Annotated in this window: 16 protein-coding genes and 2 pseudogenes; 5 read left to right on the top strand and 13 right to left on the bottom strand. The window is 64.0% G+C overall.

Annotated features, from left to right (window positions below; genetic code table 11):
- Positions 1-55: 55 nt before the first annotated feature.
- From U5768_RS21680 to U5768_RS21670, 3 genes and pseudogenes are all read left to right on the top strand, one after another.
- Positions 56-1,120 (top strand): glycosyltransferase family 4 protein, encoded by a 1,065-nt coding sequence (locus U5768_RS21680; RefSeq protein ID WP_322032441.1) that lies wholly within the window; start codon positions 56-58, stop codon positions 1,118-1,120.
- 158 nt (positions 1,121-1,278) lie between these two features.
- Positions 1,279-1,542, top strand: a pseudogene (locus tag U5768_RS21675) (integrase core domain-containing protein); the annotation flags it as partial.
- Positions 1,543-1,733: 191 nt separating this feature from the next.
- Positions 1,734-1,903, top strand: a pseudogene (locus U5768_RS21670) (integrase core domain-containing protein); the annotation flags it as partial.
- Between the two features lie 679 nt (positions 1,904-2,582).
- Here U5768_RS21670 and U5768_RS21665 read toward each other — a convergent pair.
- The 13 genes from U5768_RS21665 to U5768_RS21605 all read right to left on the bottom strand — a co-directional run bounded on the left by U5768_RS21665 (position 2,583) and on the right by U5768_RS21605 (position 18,003).
- Positions 2,583-3,956, bottom strand: a complete 1,374-nt coding sequence (locus U5768_RS21665; protein WP_322032440.1) for a UDP-glucose/GDP-mannose dehydrogenase family protein — start codon at positions 3,954-3,956, stop codon at positions 2,583-2,585.
- A 237-nt stretch (positions 3,957-4,193) separates the two neighbouring features.
- Positions 4,194-5,087, bottom strand: a complete 894-nt coding sequence (locus U5768_RS21660; protein WP_322032482.1) for a SprT family zinc-dependent metalloprotease — start codon at positions 5,085-5,087, stop codon at positions 4,194-4,196.
- Positions 5,088-5,268: 181 nt separating this feature from the next.
- Entirely contained in the window at positions 5,269-6,030 is a 762-nt protein-coding gene (locus U5768_RS21655; protein WP_322032439.1) for a lysophospholipid acyltransferase family protein, read from the bottom strand.
- A 41-nt stretch (positions 6,031-6,071) separates the two neighbouring features.
- Positions 6,072-6,635: a D-glycero-beta-D-manno-heptose 1,7-bisphosphate 7-phosphatase gene (gene gmhB, locus U5768_RS21650; RefSeq protein ID WP_322032438.1), complete on the bottom strand. Its 564-nt coding sequence runs from the start codon at positions 6,633-6,635 to the stop codon at positions 6,072-6,074.
- Between the two features lie 30 nt (positions 6,636-6,665).
- Complete coding sequence (gene glyS, locus U5768_RS21645; RefSeq protein ID WP_322032437.1) at positions 6,666-8,765, bottom strand: glycine--tRNA ligase subunit beta; 2,100 nt, start codon at positions 8,763-8,765, stop codon at positions 6,666-6,668.
- A gap of 16 nt (positions 8,766-8,781) precedes the next feature.
- Positions 8,782-9,789: a glycine--tRNA ligase subunit alpha gene (gene glyQ / locus U5768_RS21640; RefSeq protein WP_322032436.1), complete on the bottom strand. Its 1,008-nt coding sequence runs from the start codon at positions 9,787-9,789 to the stop codon at positions 8,782-8,784.
- Between the two features lie 248 nt (positions 9,790-10,037).
- The gene (lnt, locus tag U5768_RS21635) at positions 10,038-11,714 is read right to left on the bottom strand and encodes an apolipoprotein N-acyltransferase (protein WP_322032435.1); all 1,677 of its coding nucleotides are present in this window, start codon (positions 11,712-11,714) and stop codon (positions 10,038-10,040) included.
- A gap of 195 nt (positions 11,715-11,909) precedes the next feature.
- Complete coding sequence (locus U5768_RS21630; protein ID WP_322032434.1) at positions 11,910-12,803, bottom strand: HlyC/CorC family transporter; 894 nt, start codon at positions 12,801-12,803, stop codon at positions 11,910-11,912.
- 202 nt (positions 12,804-13,005) lie between these two features.
- Positions 13,006-13,695, bottom strand: a complete 690-nt coding sequence (locus tag U5768_RS21625; protein ID WP_322032433.1) for a gamma-glutamylcyclotransferase — start codon at positions 13,693-13,695, stop codon at positions 13,006-13,008.
- 9 nt (positions 13,696-13,704) lie between these two features.
- Positions 13,705-14,166 carry an rRNA maturation RNase YbeY gene (gene ybeY, locus U5768_RS21620; RefSeq protein WP_322032432.1) on the bottom strand — a complete coding sequence of 154 codons (462 nt, stop codon included), beginning with the start codon at positions 14,164-14,166 and terminating at the stop codon, positions 13,705-13,707.
- Positions 14,167-14,201: 35 nt separating this feature from the next.
- Positions 14,202-15,332 carry a PhoH family protein gene (locus U5768_RS21615; protein ID WP_322032431.1) on the bottom strand — a complete coding sequence of 377 codons (1,131 nt, stop codon included), beginning with the start codon at positions 15,330-15,332 and terminating at the stop codon, positions 14,202-14,204.
- A 51-nt stretch (positions 15,333-15,383) separates the two neighbouring features.
- On the bottom strand, positions 15,384-16,757 hold the full coding sequence (gene miaB / locus U5768_RS21610; protein WP_322032430.1) for a tRNA (N6-isopentenyl adenosine(37)-C2)-methylthiotransferase MiaB: 1,374 nt from the start codon (positions 16,755-16,757) through the stop codon (positions 15,384-15,386).
- A gap of 274 nt (positions 16,758-17,031) precedes the next feature.
- Complete coding sequence (locus U5768_RS21605) at positions 17,032-18,003, bottom strand: LysR family transcriptional regulator (protein ID WP_322032429.1); 972 nt, start codon at positions 18,001-18,003, stop codon at positions 17,032-17,034.
- A gap of 106 nt (positions 18,004-18,109) precedes the next feature.
- On the opposite strand from U5768_RS21605, the gene U5768_RS21600 reads away from it, so the two are divergent.
- On the top strand, positions 18,110-18,514 hold the full coding sequence (locus tag U5768_RS21600; protein ID WP_322032428.1) for a VOC family protein: 405 nt from the start codon (positions 18,110-18,112) through the stop codon (positions 18,512-18,514).
- 36 nt (positions 18,515-18,550) lie between these two features.
- Positions 18,551-19,738 (top strand): MFS transporter, encoded by a 1,188-nt coding sequence (locus U5768_RS21595; protein WP_322032427.1) that lies wholly within the window; start codon positions 18,551-18,553, stop codon positions 19,736-19,738.
- The last annotated feature ends 106 nt before the right edge of the window (positions 19,739-19,844 follow it).

Raw genomic sequence — 19,844 nt, 5'->3', positions numbered from 1 at the left:
GGCAGTTGGTTCGGTCTTGAGGTGCGGTCCAGCCAAGCCTGATGGGAAAAGACAAATGAAAATATTGCATTTGGCCAATGATGTGCGCGAAAGCGGAAATGGCATTATTAACGTGCTGGTCGATCTGGCGTGTAATCAGGCCAAAAGAGGACACGAGGTCGTTGTTGCCTCCGGCGGCGGCGAATATGTCGGACTGCTCGAACGGCACGGTGTGCGCCACATTGCGCTCCAGCAACGCCCGCTACCGAAGGTGATGCTTCCCGTTATGGCGATGAAATTTATGGGCATCCTGTTCAAGGAGCGTCCCGATATCGTCCACGCGCATATGGTAACGGGTGTCTTTCTCGGCAAGATGGGGAAGGCAGTGAAAGACTATACGCTCGTTTCGACGGTCCACAATGAGTTCAACCGGTCTGCGCGATACATGGGGATGGCCGATCGCGTTGTGGGTGTTAGCCGGGCGGTGTCCGATTCTATGCTTCGCCGGCGCGTGCGGCCGGGCCGAGTTGCGACGATCCACAATGGAACGCTGGGCACACCGCGCTTCAGAGAAAATGCAGATAAGGCCACGACGATCGCCATGTTCAGACCGAGCGTGGCGACGGTTGCCGGGCTGTTTCATCGTAAAGGCATTGATGTGCTGATCCGCGCGTTTGCGGCGAGCCGGGCGATCGAGGTTGGTGCACACCTGTATGTTATTGGCGAAGGCCGGGACCGGGCCGCATTCGAGACCATCGTGCGGGAGTTAAAATTGCATGAGCGTGTCCATTTTCTCGGTTTCAAGGAAAATGTCATGGCACACCTGAAGCAGACCGATGTGTTCGTGCTGGCGTCGCGCCGTGAGCCGTTTGGTCTTGCGGTGCTTGAGGCGCGTGAGGCGGGTTGCGCCGTCATCGCGTCTGATGTCGACGGCATTCCGGAGGCGCTCGGCGGCGGCACGAGCGGTATCTTGGTGCCGCCCGGCGATGTGCAGGCATTGGCGGCGCAATTGAGTCGATTACTGGGGAGCCCACAAGCGCTTGCCGAAGCCAGGCGTAAAGCAAGGAAAGGAATTGAGCGTTTTTCCGCGGGCAAGATGGCAGACGACTACCTCGAACTGTACGAAGCGGCACGTCGCTAACTCATCACGCGATAGTCCGGGTACTCTCTCGTAACTCGCCTCTTCGGACCTCCTCTCACATCGTCGACGAATGCAAGACTCTAACCTTAGTCGGCGAGGTTCCTGCAATCCCAGGATGTAGTGGTCTAATCTCCCCGGACACCAATTTAGGCGAGATCCGTCAGCGACTGTGGCGTTATCGAATCCGGCAGAGCATGAGGCGGCGGGGAAATTGTTGGGATAACAGCCCGATGGAACGCCTGTTTCGCAGCCTGAAAACGGAGTGGGTACCGACCTCCGGATACATGAGTGCTGGAGAAGCGCATCGCGGCATCAGCTATTACCTGATGCCGCGATAAACGACTCGACCGCACCAATTCAATGACGGTCTAGCGCCGGCAGTCGCAGAAGAAAAACTTAACTCGGTGTCCGGCGTGAGTTGACCACTACAAAGGGGCGGTAACTCATAACATGAGACGTCGGCAGGCTTGCGTCGCTCGGTCGTCCAGTCGATGTCTGCTTTCGGCGGGTCGACTGCTCAATCTGAATGCTGCCAATCCTAGGCTGCTACGTAAGTCTCCGTTGTGGAAACCGGTAACTCAGCCGCTTCGAGAGGGCATTAACTTCACGCTTACATTGGTTCTTGTCACTAGCCGACGCCAGACGTAATCGAGGTCTGGCTGCGAGTACTTTAACGAGGCACGCCCTCAGTCAGTATTGCAGCTGATGACGCCAGCAGATTTCGCCACAAGTGCGCCGACTGGGCCGCCTCGGCGCACAGACGAGCCGATAATTTCCAACTAAAACCGGGACGGAATTCGGCTGGCCTAAGCCTCGTTAAGTCAGGTTCGTCTGTCGCCGGCGAACCGCAATCATGTCTGAGGCGGGCCGGTTTAGGCGGTACATAGCGTCTCGAAGGCGCGATATGTGCTAATGAGATCGTGCCGAGATAGGGCGGTTCAATTCCGGCCTCGGGTTCCAAAAGCTGGCAACGTCACCAAGACGAACGATAGGCATTAAAACTCTTCAAGGGCGTCAGTGAATTGCCGGCTTGCATGGCACGAGAGTTGCGCTTGAGCGTCCCCTTTGTCATGGGAGACTTCGACATATTGGTGGACCTTCCCGACCGGGAGGGCGAGGTTTGGGAGGGCTCACTATCCAGCCCATTCAAGCGATCTTCAAGCTTCGAACTTGTCGAGGACGCGTAGCGAGCCTCATAGTCATCGGGCGCACCCAGCAGCGGGTCCATTTTCATCGCGTCCTGATCGGAACTGCCTCCGTCAGGCAGCGCCGACCCTGCGGTGCCCAACGAGCCACCCAGCCGGCTACCATGGTCCGCTGACCCTGCTGATTCACCAATGGCCTGCGAGCTATCGCGACCGCGATACGAGGGCAACAGTTGGTCTCCAGAATCCGCCATCGCCGCCGAACTGACGAATACCAGTGCCGCGACGAAAGTTACTCTAGTGAGCTTTCTCATGTGTCAAAACGCTAAACTTGGCGCCGCGTCCCGTCCGATCGTGTAGTAGGTCCACCCATTCGAGCGCATCGCCGCAGGTTCATACAGGTTCCGCCCATCAAATACGACGGGCTCCTTGAGCATTGATTTCATGCTTTCGAAATCCGGGCACCGGAATTCCTTCCATTCCGTGAGTATCACCAGCGCATCGGCGTGCTTCAGAACGGCATCTCGTTCGCGCATAAACCTGACGCGTTCGAAATCGTCCGGACCGAGGTCTTCCGCGAGGCGATGCCGTGCCTCGTCGAGTGCAACGGGATCGTAGGCGCTCACCGAGGCTCCGCCACGAACCAATGCAGCGATGAGCAGGCGGCTGGTAGCAGCACGCATATCGTCGGTGTTCGGTTTGAAAGCGAGTCCCCAGACGGCGAAGTGCTTGCCTTTTAGATTTCCATTGAAATGGTGATTAATCTTGTCGACCAGCACGGTTTTCTGGCGATTATTCACTTCTTCCACGGCTGTGAGGATCTTCAGCCCCATGCCGGCGTCTTCAGCGGTGCGTACAAGTGCCTGCACGTCCTTCGGGAAGCAGGACCCGCCATAGCCGCATCCTGCGTAAAGGAAGCTATACCCTATCCGCGGATCGGATCCAATGCCGCGCCGCACCTGTTCGATATCTGCACCGATTCTGTCGGCAAGATTCGCGAGTTCGTTCATGTATGAAATTCGCGTGGCTAGCATGGCGTTGGCCGCGTACTTCGTGAATTCGGCCGAGCGCACGTCCATGTGCAGCGTGCGTTGATGGTTCCGATTGAAAGGCGCATAGAGCTGCTCCATGAGACTCTTCGCGCGCAGACCCTCCACGTCGGACTCGTGACCAATCACGATCCGGTCTGGCCGCATGAAATCCTCTATGGCTGCCCCTTCCTTGAGGAACTCCGGATTCGACACCACTGCGTATTGCGATGCTGCTCCACGTTTCGCCAACTCTTCTGCGATGACGCTGCTCACCTTGTCGGCCGTGCCGACCGGGACTGTCGATTTATCGACAATGACCTTGAACTCAGTCATGTATTGGCCGATGTTGCGCGCCGCTGCGAGGACGTACTGAAGATCTGCGGAGCCGTCTTCGTCCGGAGGCGTCCCAACGGCGATGAACTGGATGTCACCGTGCATCACGGCGTGTTCGATGTTGGTCGAGAATTCCAGGCGGGCCGCCTCGCGATTACGCGCGATGATCTCACCAAGTCCGGGTTCGTAAATGGGCACGCCGCCATTGTTGAGCAGGTCGATTTTGGACTGGTCAACGTCAAGGCACAGCACGTGATTGCCAAGTTCGGCAAGACACGCCCCTGTAACCAGGCCAACGTAGCCGCTACCAACGATAGTGACTTTCATGAATCCAGAAGCCTCCGGGAAATCGGGTGTTGAAATGAATGGGCAACGGTGTGCCCACCCCCGATTCTCGAGAAGTGCTATCGCGTCACGCGCGGAAGTCTTCGCACTAAGGACGTCCCGAACCGGGGCATTCACCCTATCGCCTTTACCGCCAATAGCGATATCAGAGGCGTCTGAAACAGTCTGAATTTCTGCGTTAGCTCATCCTCTGTGCGGGTAGCACGGAGTAGCAGATTCTCACATCTCCACCGGATGCTGCTTCAACTGCTTCCTCGCCTCCCGAAACTCCGGAAAAATCGACTCCACCGTCTGCCAGAACCTGGGACTATGATTCATCTCCCGCAAATGCGCGAGTTCATGCGCGACAACATAGTCCACAACCGAAAGCGGAAAATGAATCAACCGCCAGTTCAAGCGAATCCGTCCTTCGCTTGAACAGCTCCCCCACCTTGTAGCGGCCGAAGAAAGCGCATAGGACCGAAACGAGACCCCAAGCTTCTCCGCATACACGTCAAGCCGCTCGCCAAAAACCCGCGTCGCTTCGCCTTGAAGCCACCCAGTCACGCGATCCTTGATCTGCTGGGCCTCGGCAAGCGGAGGCAACGGCAACGCAAGTACACGCGTCACCTCATCGAACGCGAGCAAAGAAGCTCCGAGCTTCACCGTAATCGGCGTGCCAAGATAAGGCAGTTCAGCCCCATCGCTCCATTCCACGCGCGGCAATGCCCGTTGCTCCGTGCGCGTCTGCCACTCGGCAATCTTGGCGAAGATCCACCGCTGCTTTTCGGCGATAGCGGTCTCGATATCCGCGATTGTGACCCACCTGGGCGCCGTGATGCTAAGCCCAGTCCCGTCGATCACGAATCCAATCGATTTGCGAGACGAGCGCTTGAGCCGGTAATGCAGCGTGCGCGCGCCAAGCGTGAGAGTGCGAAGCCGCGTGCCGTCTGGCGCGAGCGGCGCCTTGCCCGGCTTTTCAGGCGAGGGCGACGGCGAAGGCGCAGCCTGAGGTGCGAGAGAGGGAGAAGGTGCATCAGGCGCCGCAACAGGCGCCGGTTCAGCAAAGAGCGGCAAGTCGAGCTGCCGGTTTTCAAGTGCCGCAAGTGGGCACAGCGGGGAGGACTTCTGCATCGTCAGGCCTGGTGCGGATGCGCGTGCGCGACGTGGGCGGTTGCCATTTTTCGCGGGGCGTTTGCGTGGTGCTTCGGGCGCAGCAGCGTTGCGCGGCATGCTCAGCCGTGCGGCAAGCAACGCCCGCAATCGCGCGCCAACTCCGCGCGCAACGCGACCCAGCACTTCCAGCATCCGCGCCTCAAATCCCCGCCGCTTTCGCCGCTGCGTCATCCGTTTCGCGATACGCTTCAGGATCGATGCGCCGCATTTCCGCTTCGATCCACTTTTCCACGCGCGTGTTCACTTCGTCGGGCGTGAGTCCGGTCGTCTCGATCGGCTTGCCGATCGACACCGTGACTATACCCGGATATTTGATGAACGAGTTCCGGGGCCAGACGTGGCCAGCGTTGTGCGCGATCGGCACCACGGGCGCGCCCGTTTCGATGGCGAAGCGCGGGCCGCCGGTCTTGTACTTGCCGGTCTTGCCCACCGGTATGCGCGTGCCTTCGGGGAACATGATCACCCACGCGCCTTCCGCCATGCGCAGCTTGCCTTGGCGTATCACCGAGGTGAACGCGTTCTTGCCTTCCTTGCGGTTGATGTGAACCATCTTCAGCATGCCGAGCGCCCAGCCGAAGAACGGCACGAACATCAGTTCGCGCTTGAACACGTAGCACAGCGGTCGCGGCATGAGCGCGGGAAACGCGAGCGTCTCCCAGGCGGACTGGTGCTTCGAGAGCAGCACGGCCGGCCCGTTAGGCAGGTTCTCCATGCCTTCGATGCGGTAGCGAATGCCGTTGAGGTGGCGCGCGACGAAGAGCGTGGAGCGGCACCAGCCCACGGCCATCCAGTAGCGCCGGGTCGCATTCATGAACGGGAACGCGATAAAGCAAGCCGTTGCATACGGCATCGTGTAGACGATGAAGTAGATGAACAGCAGCAGGGAGCGGAGAAAGCGCATCGGTCGAGCCGGGTTAATGTTCGCGTGAGCCGCCTGCGCTTTTACGCGGCGGCGTTCGCGAGAAAGTCGAGCGCGAAGGCGCGCAGGTCGTCGTGGATCGTCGTGCCTTCGGGCAAGCCGCCGGCGGCGAGCGTTTTTTCGCCTTTGCCCGAGCGCACGAGGTGCGTGCGAAAGCCGAGCGCCGCGCCCGCCTGCAGGTCGCGCAGCGAGTCGCCCACCACCGGCGTATCGGCGGGATCGATCTCGAAGCGTTCCGCGATCATCTTGAGCATGCCCGGCTGCGGCTTGCGGCACTCGCAATGGTCCTGCGCGGTATGCGGGCAGAAGAACACGGCGTCGATGCGTCCGCCCACGGCCGCGGCCTGGCGGTGCATCTTCGCGTGCATGGCGTTGAGCGCGGCCATGTCGAACAGTCCGCGCCCGATGCCCGACTGGTTCGACGCCACCGCGACGCGATAGCCCGCCTGGTTCAGGCGCGCGATCGCTTCGAGGCTGCCGGGTATCGCAACCCATTCGTCCGGCGACTTGATGAACGCGTCGGAGTCGACGTTGATCACGCCGTCGCGGTCGAGGATCACGAGTTTTCTGGTAGTGCTGTTCGGCATGGCGTTCTGGTCGGTTCCGCTCGGTTCGGCTTATGCAGCGAGGCGCGAGATGTCCGCGACGCTGTTCATCTGGCGATGCAGCGCCTTGAGCAGCGCGAGGCGGTTCGCACGCAGCGCCGGATCTTCGGCGTTGACCATCACGTCGTTGAAGAACGTATCCACCGTTTCGCGCAGGGCCGCGAGCGCGGTGAGCGCGCCCGTGTACTCGCGTGCGGCGAGTTGCGTTTCCACGCGCGGCGCGACCTGTTCGAGCTGCGCGTAAAGCGCCTTCTCGGCGGCTTCGACGAAAAGGGCGATCTGCACGCCGGCGTCTTCGGCGCCCTCGGACTTCTTGAGGATGTTCGAGATACGCTTGTTGGCCGCCGCGAGCGAGGCCGCTTCCGCGAGCGCCGCGAATTCGCGTACCGCGTCCAGACGCGAGACGATGTCGTCGAAACGCGTGGGGTTTAGCGCGAGCACCGCGTCGACTTCGGTGGCCGCGTAGCCGCGCTCGCGCAGCATGCCGCGCAGGCGGTCCATGCAGAACTCGTAGATGGCCTGAGTCGATTCCGTCACGGCTTCGATGCCCGCGAATTGCGCGTACGTGGCGCGCAGCAGGTCGACGAGATCGAGCGGCAATTGCTTCTCGACGAGAATGCGCAGCACGCCCAGCGCGTGGCGGCGCAGCGCGAACGGGTCTTTCTCGCCGGTCGGCGCGAGGCCGATGCCCCAGATGCCGACGAGCGTTTCCAGCTTGTCCGCGAGCGCGACGATCGTGCCCGTCGTGGTGGCGGGCAGCGTGTCGCCGGAGAAGCGCGGCTGATAGTGCTCGGAGCACGCAATCGCCACTTCTTCGGGCTCGCCGTCGTGGCGCGCGTAGTACGTGCCCATCGTGCCTTGCAGCTCGGGGAATTCGCCCACCATGTCGGTCAGCAGGTCGGCCTTCGCAAGGCGTGCGCCGCGTTCCGCGAGCGCGATATTGGCGCTGCACATCAACGCGATCTGACCTGCGAGCGCTTCGAGGCGCTCCACGCGCTGCAACTGCGAGCCGAGTTTGTTGTGATACACCACGTTCGCGAGCAGCGGCACACGGTCGGCCAGCGGCTTCTTCTTGTCCTGCTCGAAGAAGAACTTCGCGTCGGCCAGACGCGGGCGCACCACGCGCTCGTTGCCTTCGACAATCTCGTCGGGCGTTTGCGTCGCGATGTTCGAGACGATCAAAAAGCGCGAGCGCAGGCGCCCTTCGTCGTCGGTGAGCGCGAAATACTTCTGGTTCGTCTGCATCGTGAGGATCAGGCATTCCTGCGGCACTTGCAGGAATTCGTCCTCGAACTTGCATGCGTAGACAACCGGCCATTCGACGAGCGAATTCACTTCGTCGAGCAGCGAATCCGGCATCACGACCTTGTCGCCGCCGGCCTGTTCGACGAGTTGCGCGCGGATCGACTCGCGGCGCTCGGCGTAGCTCGCGATCACGAAGCCCTTGTGCTGAAGCGTGTGCGCGTACTCGTCGGCATGCTGGATAGCGATGAAGCCTTCGGAGAGGAAGCGGTGGCCGCGCGTGGTGTCGTCGGCGTCCACGCCGAATGCCGTGACCGGCACGATCTGGTCGCCGTGCAGCACCGTGAGGCGGTGCACGGGGCGCACGAACTGCACGTTGCTGCCGTCCGGGCGTTGATACGTCATGACCTTCGGAATCGGCAGCTTGCCGAGCGCTTCGTCGAGCACGGCTTGCAGGCCGTCGGCGAGCGTGGCGCCCGGCGCCGAATAGCGCAGGAAGAACGCTTCGTTCTTGCCGTCGCTCGCGCGTTCGAGGTCGCTAACGGGGAAGTCGGGGAAGCCGAGCGCCGCGAGCTTCTTGGCGAGCGGCGCGGTGGGCTGGCCGCTTGCGTCGAGCGCGACCGAAACGGGCAGCACCTTTTCGCGCACCTGCTTTTCGGGCGCGACGCTGCGCACGTTCCTGATCGTGACAGCGAGGCGGCGCGGCGTAGCGTAACGTTCGAACGAGAGATCGCCTTCGATCAGGTCGCGCGCGGCGAGGCGTTGCGCGATGCCTTCGGCGAACGCGTCGCCAAGGCGCGCGAGGGCCTTCGGCGGCAGTTCCTCGGTCAGCAGTTCGACGAGGAGAGTGGCGTGATGAGCTTGCGTCATTGTTCTTGAGATCCGGTCATTCCTCGTCGAACTTGCGTTCGACCTTCAGCGGCGGCGCCCAGGCGGGCATCGCGGCGTCCTGTTCGTCGGTGGTGAGGCCGGGCACGCCGTGCACGGGGTTGCCGAGCATCGGGAAGCCGAGCTTTTCGCGCGACTCGTAGTACGACTGCGCCACGCTGCGCGAAAGCGCGCGAATGCGGCCGATGTACGCCGCGCGCTCCGTCACGGAGATCGCGCCGCGCGCGTCGAGCAGGTTGAACGTGTGGCCGGCCTTGAGCACAAGCTCGTAGGCGGGCAGCGCGAGCTGCAGGTCGATCATGCGCTTCGCTTCGCTCTCGTACGCGTTGAAGAACGTGAACAGCAGGTCGACGTTCGCGTGCTCGAAGTTGTAGGTCGATTGCTCGACTTCGTTCTGGTGATAGACGTCGCCATAGGTGAGGCGGCGCACTTCAGGGCCGTTCGGGCCTTGCTCTTCCCACTCGGTCCAGACGAGATCGTAGACGTTCTCGACCTTCTGCAGATACATCGCGAGCCGCTCGAGACCGTAGGTGATTTCGCCGAGCACCGGCTTGCAGTCGATACCGCCCACCTGCTGGAAGTAGGTGAACTGCGTGACTTCCATGCCGTTCAACCACACTTCCCAGCCGAGCCCCCAGGCGCCGAGCGTGGGGTTTTCCCAGTCGTCCTCGACGAAGCGCACGTCGTTTTGCTTCAGGTCGAAGCCGAGCGCCTCGAGCGAGCCGAGGTACAGGTCGAGAATGTTCTCGGGCGCGGGCTTGAGAACGACCTGGTACTGGTAATAGTGCTGCAGACGGTTCGGGTTCTCGCCGTAGCGGCCGTCTTTCGGGCGGCGCGAGGGCTGCACGTAGGCCGCGCGCCACGGCTCGGGGCCGATTGCGCGCAGGAAGGTGTGGACGTGCGAGGTGCCGGCGCCGACTTCCATGTCGATCGGCTGGAGCAGGGCGCAGCCCTGCTTGTCCCAGTAAGACTGGAGCGTCAGGATGATTTGCTGAAACGTGAGCATGTGTGCCTGCAGTGTCTTTCGGGCTTTCGGGGGCGGAATCCGGCGGCCGGAGCCTGGGCGAGCGGCGAGCGCGGCGGCCATACCAGCGTTTTTCCGCGTCGCCCTTTCCCTTGCGTGGCCCGGGCCGGGAGGCGGCCAGGTGCTAAAACGTTGAATTTTACCGGATTGCCGGAGCCTTGAGACCTGGACGAGGTTCCGGCGCCCGGCAGCGGCGTGGTTGCCGCCCGTGGTGCTGCGTTGCGTGCCTCTTATTTCCCGTTCGCCGGCGTGCGTTTCTTCGCGCCCTTGAAGGCCGGTCCGAACGCAAAGCCGAGCGCCAGCAGCAGCAACGAAATGGCGATCACCGTGTTGTTGCCGCTCGTCACGTAGGGCGTGAAGCCGCTCGTGCCTTCTACCTTCACGTCGAGCGAGCCCACGGTGAACGTGGGCAGGCGCGCGATCACGCGGCCGTTCGCGTCGATGGCGGCGGTCGCGCCCGTGTTGGTCGCGCGCAGCATCGGGCGGCCGGTTTCGAGCGAGCGCATGCGCGCGATCTGCAAGTGCTGGTCGAGCGCGATGGTGTCGCCGAACCACGCGAGGTTCGTCGAGTTGATGAGGATGCCAGGCGACGCCGGGCTCTCGCGCACGGTGCGCGCGATCTCCTCGCCGAAGATGTCCTCGTAGCAGATGTTCACGGCCACGAGTTCGCCGTGCACGCGCAAGGGCGGCTGCACGGGCGCCCCGCGCGCGAAGTCGCCGAGCGGGATGTTCATGAGATTGACGAACCAGCGGAAGCCCCACGGCACGAACTCGCCGAAGGGCACCAGGTGATGTTTGTCGTAGCGATAGAGTCCGTTCTGGCCCGGCGTAATGCCGAAGAGGCTGTTGGTGTAATCGACTACGCGTCCATCGGGCGTGATCGTGCCGCCCACCGCGCCGAACAGGATGGCCGTGTTGGTGCCGTCGGCGAACGCGCGGATATCGCGGCCGAACTTCTCGGGAATCTCCTGCACGAGCACCGGCACAGCGGTTTCGGGCGTGACGACGAGATCGGCGGGCTTTTCGGTGATGAGCTTCTGGAATTCGTTGAGCGCGTCGGTGAAGCCGGCCTCGGAGAACTTCATGTCCTGCTTGACGTTGCCTTGCAGCAGACGCACGTGGATCGGCGCGCCGGAGGGCTGTGTCCACGAAACGAGCGAGAGCAGCAGACCGGCCGCGATCACGGCGACGGCGATCAGCGCCGGCGTCGCAACCGCGCCGCGCGAGGGCGCAGCGCTTGCCTCGCGATTCGCACCGCGCACACGCAAAACTGCCTGCGCGATGAGCGCCGCGACGAGCGCGAGCACCCAGCCCACGCCGAACACGCCCACGATCGGCGCGAAACCGGCAAGCGGTCCGTCCACCTGCGAGTAACCGCTCGACAGCCACGGAAAGCCGGTGAACACATAGCCGCGCGCCCATTCGCCGAGCGCCCACGCGCTTGCGAACGCGAAGGCGCCGTGCCACGTGGGCGAGAACGGCAACCCGCCGCTGCGGCCGTTCTTCGCATGCCCGGCGCAGAACGACCAGACGAGCGCCGCGAGCGCGGGATACATCCCGAGGTAAAGCGAGAACAGCACGAGCGCCGCGCCTGCGAGCACCGCGGGCATGCCGCCGTAGAAGTGCATGCTCACATACAGCCACCACACGCCGCTCACGAAGTTGCCGAAGCCGAACGCCCAGCCCGTGAAGAGCGCGCTCTTCCAGCCCGTGGTGCGCGTGAGCCAGAAGTAAAACAGCGCGAAGACCGCAATGGCGAGCCAGCCGCCGTGCGGCGTGGGCGCGAACGACAGCGTGTTGAGCGCGCCCAGCGCGGCGGCGGCGAGATAGTGCCAGAAGGGTAGTGCGCGGCGCGCGGTCTCGGTGAGCGTTTCGGTGCGCGGGCGGGTGTCGATCGGTTCGGCCATGCGGTGCTGTGAATGCGGTAAAGGCGCGCTGAAAAGCGCGAGCGCGGAGTGCGCGACGAGGGCAACGATAGCATTTTCGCGCGTCGCTACCGGGAGACGCTCCGGGGACGGATCACGGCGTCGGCGCGTTCGAAGCAAAAACGCCAGCCTGAAGAAGGCTGGCGTCATCGGCGCACAAGAGGCGCTGGCGCTGCGTCAGGTGCCCGGCGGCTGCAGCGCGGCTTCGCGCCGCCCCGCCATCGGGTCGCGCCGCACGAGCAGCATGTGGACCTGGCGCGCGTCGGCGCGCAGCACCTCGAAGATCAGGTCGTCGATGCGCACCTTTTCCCCGCGATGCGGCACGTGTCCAAAATGGTTCGTGACGAAGCCGCCGATCGTATCGACTTCCTCATCCGGATAATGGGTGCCGAACGCCTCGTTGAACTGCTCGATTTCGGTCAACGCGCGCACGCGGAAGCGCCCGTCGGGCGAGGCGATGATGTTGCCGCTTTCCTCGTCGAAGTCGTATTCGTCCTCGATGTCGCCGACAATCTGCTCCAGCACGTCCTCGATCGTGATGAGGCCGGCCACGCCGCCGTATTCGTCCACGACGATGGCGATGTGATTGCGGTTCTGGCGAAAGTCGTGCAGCAGCACGTTCAGGCGCTTGGACTCGGGGATGAACACGGCCGGGCGCAGCATGCCGCGCACGTCGAATTCCTCTTCGGCGTAATAGCGCAGCAGGTCTTTCGCGAGCAGCACGCCGATCACGTTGTCGCGGTTGCCGTCGTACACGGGATAGCGCGAGTGCGCTTTTTCCAGCACGAACGGAATGAATTCGTCGGGACTTTCGGCGATGTTGAGCGCGTCCATCTGGGCGCGCGGGATCATGATGTCGCGCGCGCAAAGCTCGGACACCTGGAATACGCCTTCGATCATCGAAAGCGAATCGGCGTCGATCAGGTTGCGCGCGTGCGCGTCCTGGAGGATTTCGAGAAGTTCGCTGCGCGAGTCGGGCTCGGGCGAGATGAAGTCGGTCAGCCGCTCAAGCAAGGAGCGCTTTTCCTGCGGTTTGTCGGTCTGGCGTCGACTGGGATAGGAGTCGTTCATGGTGGTGCGCCCTTTGCCGCCTGGGCCGGGCGCGCTGTTGCGGAGGGTTAAGGATACAACATGCCTGTGGCGCGACCGTGTCGTGGCGCACGCGGCGCGCGCACGGCACACACTGGCGGATCAATCCTAACGCAGATGCCGCATGGCCGCGCGGTGGACGAAAAAGGCGGGCGCCGTTCCCCCGAGCCCGGTTTCATCGGTTTCAGGTGCAGCGAGCGAGCAGGCGCTCCAGCGCGCGGTCGCGCATGCCGCTTTCGCGCAGCGCGTCGACGGTGCGGCGCACGTAGTCGAGCGTCGTGCCGTAGCGGCCCGACGCGCAGCCGAACACGGTGCGCACCGTCGCCTCGGAAAGCTTGCCGGTGTATGACGAGACGTCGCGCCGCATGACGAAGGCGAGCGCGTCGACGCGGCGGCCGTCGGCGAGCACGCAGGGCAGCCACGCGGGGCGGTACGAGCCCATCGGCATTTCGCGGCGCCAGAGCGCTTCGAGGTGCGGCATGACGCCTTCGGCGGCTAGTCGGAACGCGACGCCCGCGCACGAGCCGCCGCGATCGAGCGCGAGCACGAGGCCCGGTTGCTCGGGCGTGCCGCGGTTCACGCGCGACCACAGATATAGCCCGCGATGGTAGCCGTGCACGCGCGAACGCACGTTCTCGGCGGTGGGCAGGCCCGGGTTCCAGATCAGCGAGCCATAGCCGAAAAGCCAGATGTCGCTTGCGCCGTCCCAGCCTTTCACTTTTAGCGTGCAGTCGAGCGAGTCGCGCAGTTCGTCGTCGCTCAGGAGCGTCGACTCGCCGAGCGCCGGCGGGTAGCCGGGGCAGGGCACGCCCGCATCGCCCGCCTCGGGCAGTGCTGAGGGTTCGGTGAAATCGGGCGTGCGTTTGTCGTTCATGGCGGGGGCTTACTTGTACGGATCGGGAAAGCCTAGCGAGTTGAGCACCTCGGTCTCGATGCCTTCCATCTCCTCGGCTTCGGCCTCGTCCTCGTGATCGTAGCCTTGCGCGTGCAGCGCGCCGTGCACGAGCAGGTGAGCGTAGTGCGTGGCGAGCGGTTTACCCTGCTCGGCGGCTTCCTTCTCCACTACGGGGCAGCACAGGATCAGGTCGCCCGTGACGGGATCGTCCTCGCTCTCCGCGTAGGCGAAGGTGAGCACGTTGGTCGCGTAGTCCTTGCCGCGATACGTGCGGTTGAGCGTGCGGCCTTCCTCGGCGTCGACGAAGCGCACGGCCAGTTCCGCGTCCGCGAACAGCGCGGCCTTGAGCCACGCCGCCACGGTGGCGCGCGGCAGCGCGGCCTTGTGCTCGGGGAACGCCTTCGCGGCGGGGAACTGTACGGTCAGTTTGAGTTTGGGTGCGCGGGGCATGGGCTCAAAGCAATGAAGCGACGCAGGCGGCGGCGTTAGCGCCCGGCGCCCGCGCTCTCGTCCTTTTTAGAATGCGCGTCATAAGCCTCGACGATACGCGCGACGAGCGGATGACGCACGACGTCCGCACTCGTGAAGTGCGTGACGGCGATGCCGCGCACGTCCTTCAGCACATGCTGCGCCTCGATCAGGCCGCTCTTGTGGCCGCGCGGCAAGTCGATCTGCGTGGTGTCGCCGGTCACGACCGCCTTCGAGCCGAAGCCGATCCGCGTGAGGAACATCTTCATCTGCTCGGGCGTGGTGTTCTGCGCCTCGTCGAGAATGATGAACGCGTGATTGAGCGTGCGTCCGCGCATGTACGCGAGCGGCGCGATTTCGATCATCTGGCGCTCGAACATCTTCGCCGTCTTGTCGAAGCCGAGCAGATCGTAGAGCGCGTCGTACAGCGGGCGCAGATACGGATCGACCTTCTGCGAAAGATCGCCCGGCAGGAAACCGAGACGCTCGCCCGCTTCCACGGCCGGACGCGTGAGCACGATGCGCTTGACCTGATCGCGTTCGAGCGCGTCCACGGCGCACGCCACTGCGAGATAGGTCTTGCCCGTACCCGCGGGCCCGATGCCGAACGTCACGTCGTGCGAGATGATCTGCTTGAGGTATTCGCGCTGCGCGGGCGTGCGGCCGCGCAGGTCGGCGCGGCGCGTGTAGAGCTTCGGGCCGAGTTCTTCGACATCGACGCCTTCGCGCGCGGGTTCGTCGAACGGATGATCGGGGTCGCCGCGAAAGCGCGGATCGATCTCGCTGGCGTCGTTGCCGCCGTTGGCGCCACCCGCGTTACCGCGCACGCCGCCGTTGCCATTGCCGCGCGGGTCGTTCGCCGAATTGCCGCCGAAGTTCGCCGGATGACGTGCTTCGACGAGCGCGAGCTGAATGTCGTCGACGGAAAGCGGATCGCGCGCCTGGTTGTAGAAGTTTTCGAGCGCGGCGAGTGCGAGCCTGGCGCCGCGTCCGCGAATCGCGATGCGATGGCCGCGCCGCGCGAGCGTCACGTCGAGCGCTTGCTCGATCTGCCGCAGGTTTTCGTCGAGCGGGCCGCAGAGGTTGGCGAGCCGCGCGTTGTCGTCGCGCGGCGCGGTGAATTCCAGATGCTGCTGATTGGGCTTCAAGGTGTCTCTGAACTCCTGAATTCCTGGCTGGGTACGCGATTAATGCGTCAATTAATGCGCAAGCGTCGAGGCGTCTTCGTGCGCGAGCACGAGTTCGCCGCGCAGCGAGTGCGGGTACGCGTGGTTGATCTTCACGTCGATCATCTGGCCGATCAGGCGCGCGTGCGAAGCGAGCGGCGCCGGGAAGTTCACCACGCGATTGTTCTGCGTGCGGCCCGACAGTTCGCCCGGATCCTTGCGCGAAGGGCCTTCGACGAGAATGCGCTCGACCCGGCCGACCATCGACTGGCTGATGCGCGCCACGTTCTCTTCGATCGTGGCCTGCAGGTGTTGCAGACGCTTGAGCTTCACTTCGCGCGGCGTGTCGTCTTCGAGATTGGCTGCGGGCGTGCCCGGACGCGGGCTGTAGATGAACGAGAAACTCGTGTCGTAGCTCATCTCGTCGACGAGCGCCATCATCTTCTGGAAGTCCTCTTCGGTCTCGCCGGGGAAGCCGACGATGAAGTCCGTGGAGAGCGACAGGTCCGCACGGATCGCGCGCAGCTTGCGGATGATCGACTTGTATTCGAGCACGGTGTAGCCGCGCTTCATCGCCATGAGCACGCGGTCCGAGCCGTGCTGCACCGGCAGATGCAGATGGCTCACGAGCTTGGGCACCTTCGCGTAGGTGTCGATCAGGCGCTGCGTGAATTCCTTGGGATGCGAGGTCGTATAGCGAATGCGCTCGATGCCGGGGATTTCCGCGACGTATTCGATGAGCGTGGCGAAGTCGGCCACGTCGTGCGAGCCGTTGGTGAGTGCGCCGCGGTAGGCATTCACGTTCTGGCCGAGCAGCGTGACTTCGCGCACGCCCTGGTCGGCGAGGCCGGCGATTTCCGTGAGCACGTCATCGAGCGGGCGCGAGACTTCTTCGCCGCGCGTGTAGGGCACGACGCAGTAGCTGCAGTATTTCGAGCAGCCTTCCATGATCGAGACGAACGCGCTCGGGCCTTCCACGCGCGCGGGCGGCAGATGGTCGAACTTTTCGATTTCGGGGAAGCTGATGTCCACCTGCGCGCGGCCCGAGGCGCGGCGCGCGTCGATCATCTGCGGCAGGCGGTGCAGCGTTTGCGGGCCGAACACCAGATCCACGTACGGGGCGCGCGCGACGATCGCCGCGCCTTCCTGGCTCGCCACGCAACCGCCCACGCCGATCAGCAGGTTCGGGTTCGCTTCCTTCAGCTCGCGCACGCGGCCGAGGTCGGAGAAGACCTTCTCCTGCGCCTTTTCGCGCACCGAGCAGGTGTTGAAGAGAATGACGTCCGCGTCTTCGGGTGTGTCGGTCTTCACCAGGCCTTCGGCGGCGCCGAGTACGTCGACCATCTTGTCGGAGTCGTACTCGTTCATCTGGCAGCCAAAGGTCTTTACATAAACTTTCTTGGTCATCGGGTTTCGCCGTTCGCAGTGGTTGACCTGGGGGCGTTGTCCGCTTGATGCACGCGCGTAATGCACGGTCTGCACGTCAGGACTACGGTGTTTTATGGGGCTGAATCGGGGTGCGGGAAGTCGGGCGATGTGACCGGCGTTGGCATCCTGTTTCTGGCATTGCGCGTGGGGCGACGTTTGGCGACGTGGGACGTTCAGCTTTGCTTTTCGCTTCTTTTTGCCGACGCCGCCTTTGCCTCGCGCGTTTGCGGGTCGCTTTCCGCGCAATCCAGCATTATATCCGTTTGCGTCTTCGGCTTTGCGTCGCAGCGGCTGGATCGGGGCAGGGCACGAGCGCCTCCAGTTCGCCCGAAGTCTGGGCGAACCGCTCGGTGAGGAAATCGAGCAGCGCCCGCACGCGCGGCGCGAGAAAGCGGTTGCGGTGATAGAGCGCGTGCAATGGGGCGTCGGGGTAGCGCCACTCGGGCATCACCGTCCGGAGCCGCCCGGCGCGCAGATCGTCGGCGACGTCCCAGATCGACTTCACCGCGAGTCCATAGCCGCATAGCGCCCACTGGCGCACCACTTCGCCATCCGTGGATTCGAGCGCGCCGTCGAGCGGCACCGTGTAGGTTTGCGTTTCGTCGCCGCGCGTGAAGCGCCATTCATTCACCGGCCCCGCCGCCGAGCCGATCACGATGCAGTCGAAGCGCGCCAGATCGTTGGGCTCATGCGGTTCGCCGCAGCGCGCGAGGTAAGCGGGCGAGGCGCACAGCACGCGGCGGTTCGGCGCGAGCCAGCGCGCCACGAGCGAGCTGTCCTGCGGCGTGCCGAAACGGATCGCCAGATCGATGTCTTCGAGCACGAGGTTCGAGAGCGTGTCGGTCAGCCTCAGCGCGAAGCGCACGTCGGGGTACAGAGCGCGGAATTCGTCGAGCCATGTCATCAGCAGATTGCGGCCGAAATCCGACGTCGCCGAAATGCGCACCTTGCCGCGTACCGCGTTCTGGCCCTCCTGCAAGGCCGCCTTGGCGTCGTCGAGCGCGCGCAGCGCGTGCTCGCTGCAAGTGAGGTAAAGGCGGCCTTCGTCGGTCAGGCGCAACTGGCGCGTGGTGCGATCGAATAGACGCGCGCTCAGTTCGGCTTCGAGCCGCGCGAGCCGGGCGCTGGCCGCCGCGGGCGTGAGGCCGAGCTTGCGGCCCGCCGCGGAAAGGCTGCCGAGGCGGGTTGCCTCCACGAAAAGGCGCACGTCACCGAGGTTGTCCATCGCACGATTATTAGAAAGTCATTGAAAATGATTCAAATGCTACGCCAATTATCAAATTTGATTGTAGCCGCGACAATGCGCGTGTTTTCAGAACAACCGCCGCGCCATGCAACTCGATCACGTCACCCTCGTCACGCCCGACCTCGAAGGCACATGCCGCTTCTTTCGCGACATCGTCGGCTTTGAAGACGGCCCGCGTCCGCCGTTTCGCGTGGACGGTCACTGGCTCTACGCGAACGGCCGCGCGGTCGTCCATCTGGTCGATGCAACCGCGCCCGCTCGCATGGGCGGCGGCTCGTCCGCGCTCGCGGCGCCGCGCATCGATCACGTGGCGTTTCGCGTGGCGCCCGGCGAAGCGTGGCGCGCACTGGTCGAGCGACTGGCCGCGCACCGCGTGCCGTACGAACTCGCTGACGTACCCGCAAGCGCGCAAGTGCAGTTGTTCGTTGCGCTCGCGCCGGGCGTGGCCGTGGAGTTCGTGACGTCGATGCCCGCTGGCGCGGCGAACTGATCCCGCTTCAATCCAGGCTGATTTTCGGAGATTTCGATGCCTATCCCCTTGCTCGCGCTAGCCATCAGCGCCTTTGCCATCGGCACCACCGAGTTCCTCATCATGGGCCTGTTGCCCGACGTCGCGCGCGATCTGAACGTGTCGATTCCCGCCGCCGGTCTGCTCGTGACCGGCTATGCGCTCGGCGTGGCGGCCGGCGCGCCGCTGCTCGCCGCGCTCACGAGCCGCATGCCGCGCAAGCGCGCGCTGCAACTGCTGATGGGCGTGTTCGTCGTCGGCAACGTGATGTGCGCCGTCGCGTCGAACTATTCGTTGCTGATGCTCGCGCGCGTCGTCGCTTCGTTCGCGCACGGCTCGTTCTTCGGCATCGGAGCCGTGGTGGCGGCCTCGCTCGTGCCGCAGGAAAAGCGCGCGAGCGCCATCGCGTTGATGTTCACGGGCCTCACGCTCGCGACCGTGCTGGGCGTGCCGTTCGGCACGGCCATCGGGCAGCAGTTCGGCTGGCGCGTGGCGTTCTGGATCGTGAGCGGCTTTGGCGTGATTTCGCTGATCGGCGTGACCGCGCTCGTTCCTGATCATCACGACAGCGGCCCGGCCGGACTCGGCCACGAAGTGCGCGTGCTGCGCGACCCGCAAGTGTGGCTCGCGCTCGGCATGACCGTGCTGGGCTTTGGCGGCGTGTTCGTCGTGTTCACCTACATCGCGCCGATTCTCGAACAGGTGGGCGGCTTCTCGCCGCGCGGCGTGACGCTGATGCTCGTGCTGTTCGGCGTAGGCCTCACGCTCGGCAACACGCTGGGCGGCAAGCTCGCGGACCGCGCGCTGATGCCTTCGCTCATGGGCATTCTCGTGATGCTTGCCGTGGTCATGGCCGTTTTCACGAAGACGAGCCACGCCACGTGGCCTGCCGCGATCACGGTGTTCGTGTGGGGCGTCGCCGCGTTCGCGACCGTGCCGCCGTTGCAGATGCGCGTGGTCGCGAAGGCCGCGGCCGCGCCGAATCTCGCTTCGACGCTGAACATCGGCGCGTTCAATGTGGGCAATGCGATGGGTGCGTGGATGGGCGGTCTCGCCATTGCGCACGGCGTGGCGCTCGACTCGCTGCCGTGGGTGGCCGCGGCTGTTTCGGTGGCGGCGCTCGTGCTTACATGGGCGGCCGCGCGGCTCGACGCGCGCCGCGCACCGGTGCGCAATGCGAGCGTGGCCGTGCGCCAGAACCTGTGAGCGCCTTATGCGCGGCGCGCGAAAGCAATCCCGGATTCGCGCTCTGCAATGCTGATAACAGTGTGAAGATAACTTCGTTGGGCGCGGCAAATCGCGATGCTAGTCT

It is taken from the genome of Paraburkholderia sp. J76 (assembly GCF_905220295.1).
Lineage (GTDB): Bacteria > Pseudomonadota > Gammaproteobacteria > Burkholderiales > Burkholderiaceae > Paraburkholderia.
This window is presented reverse-complemented; position numbering and strand designations above follow the sequence as displayed.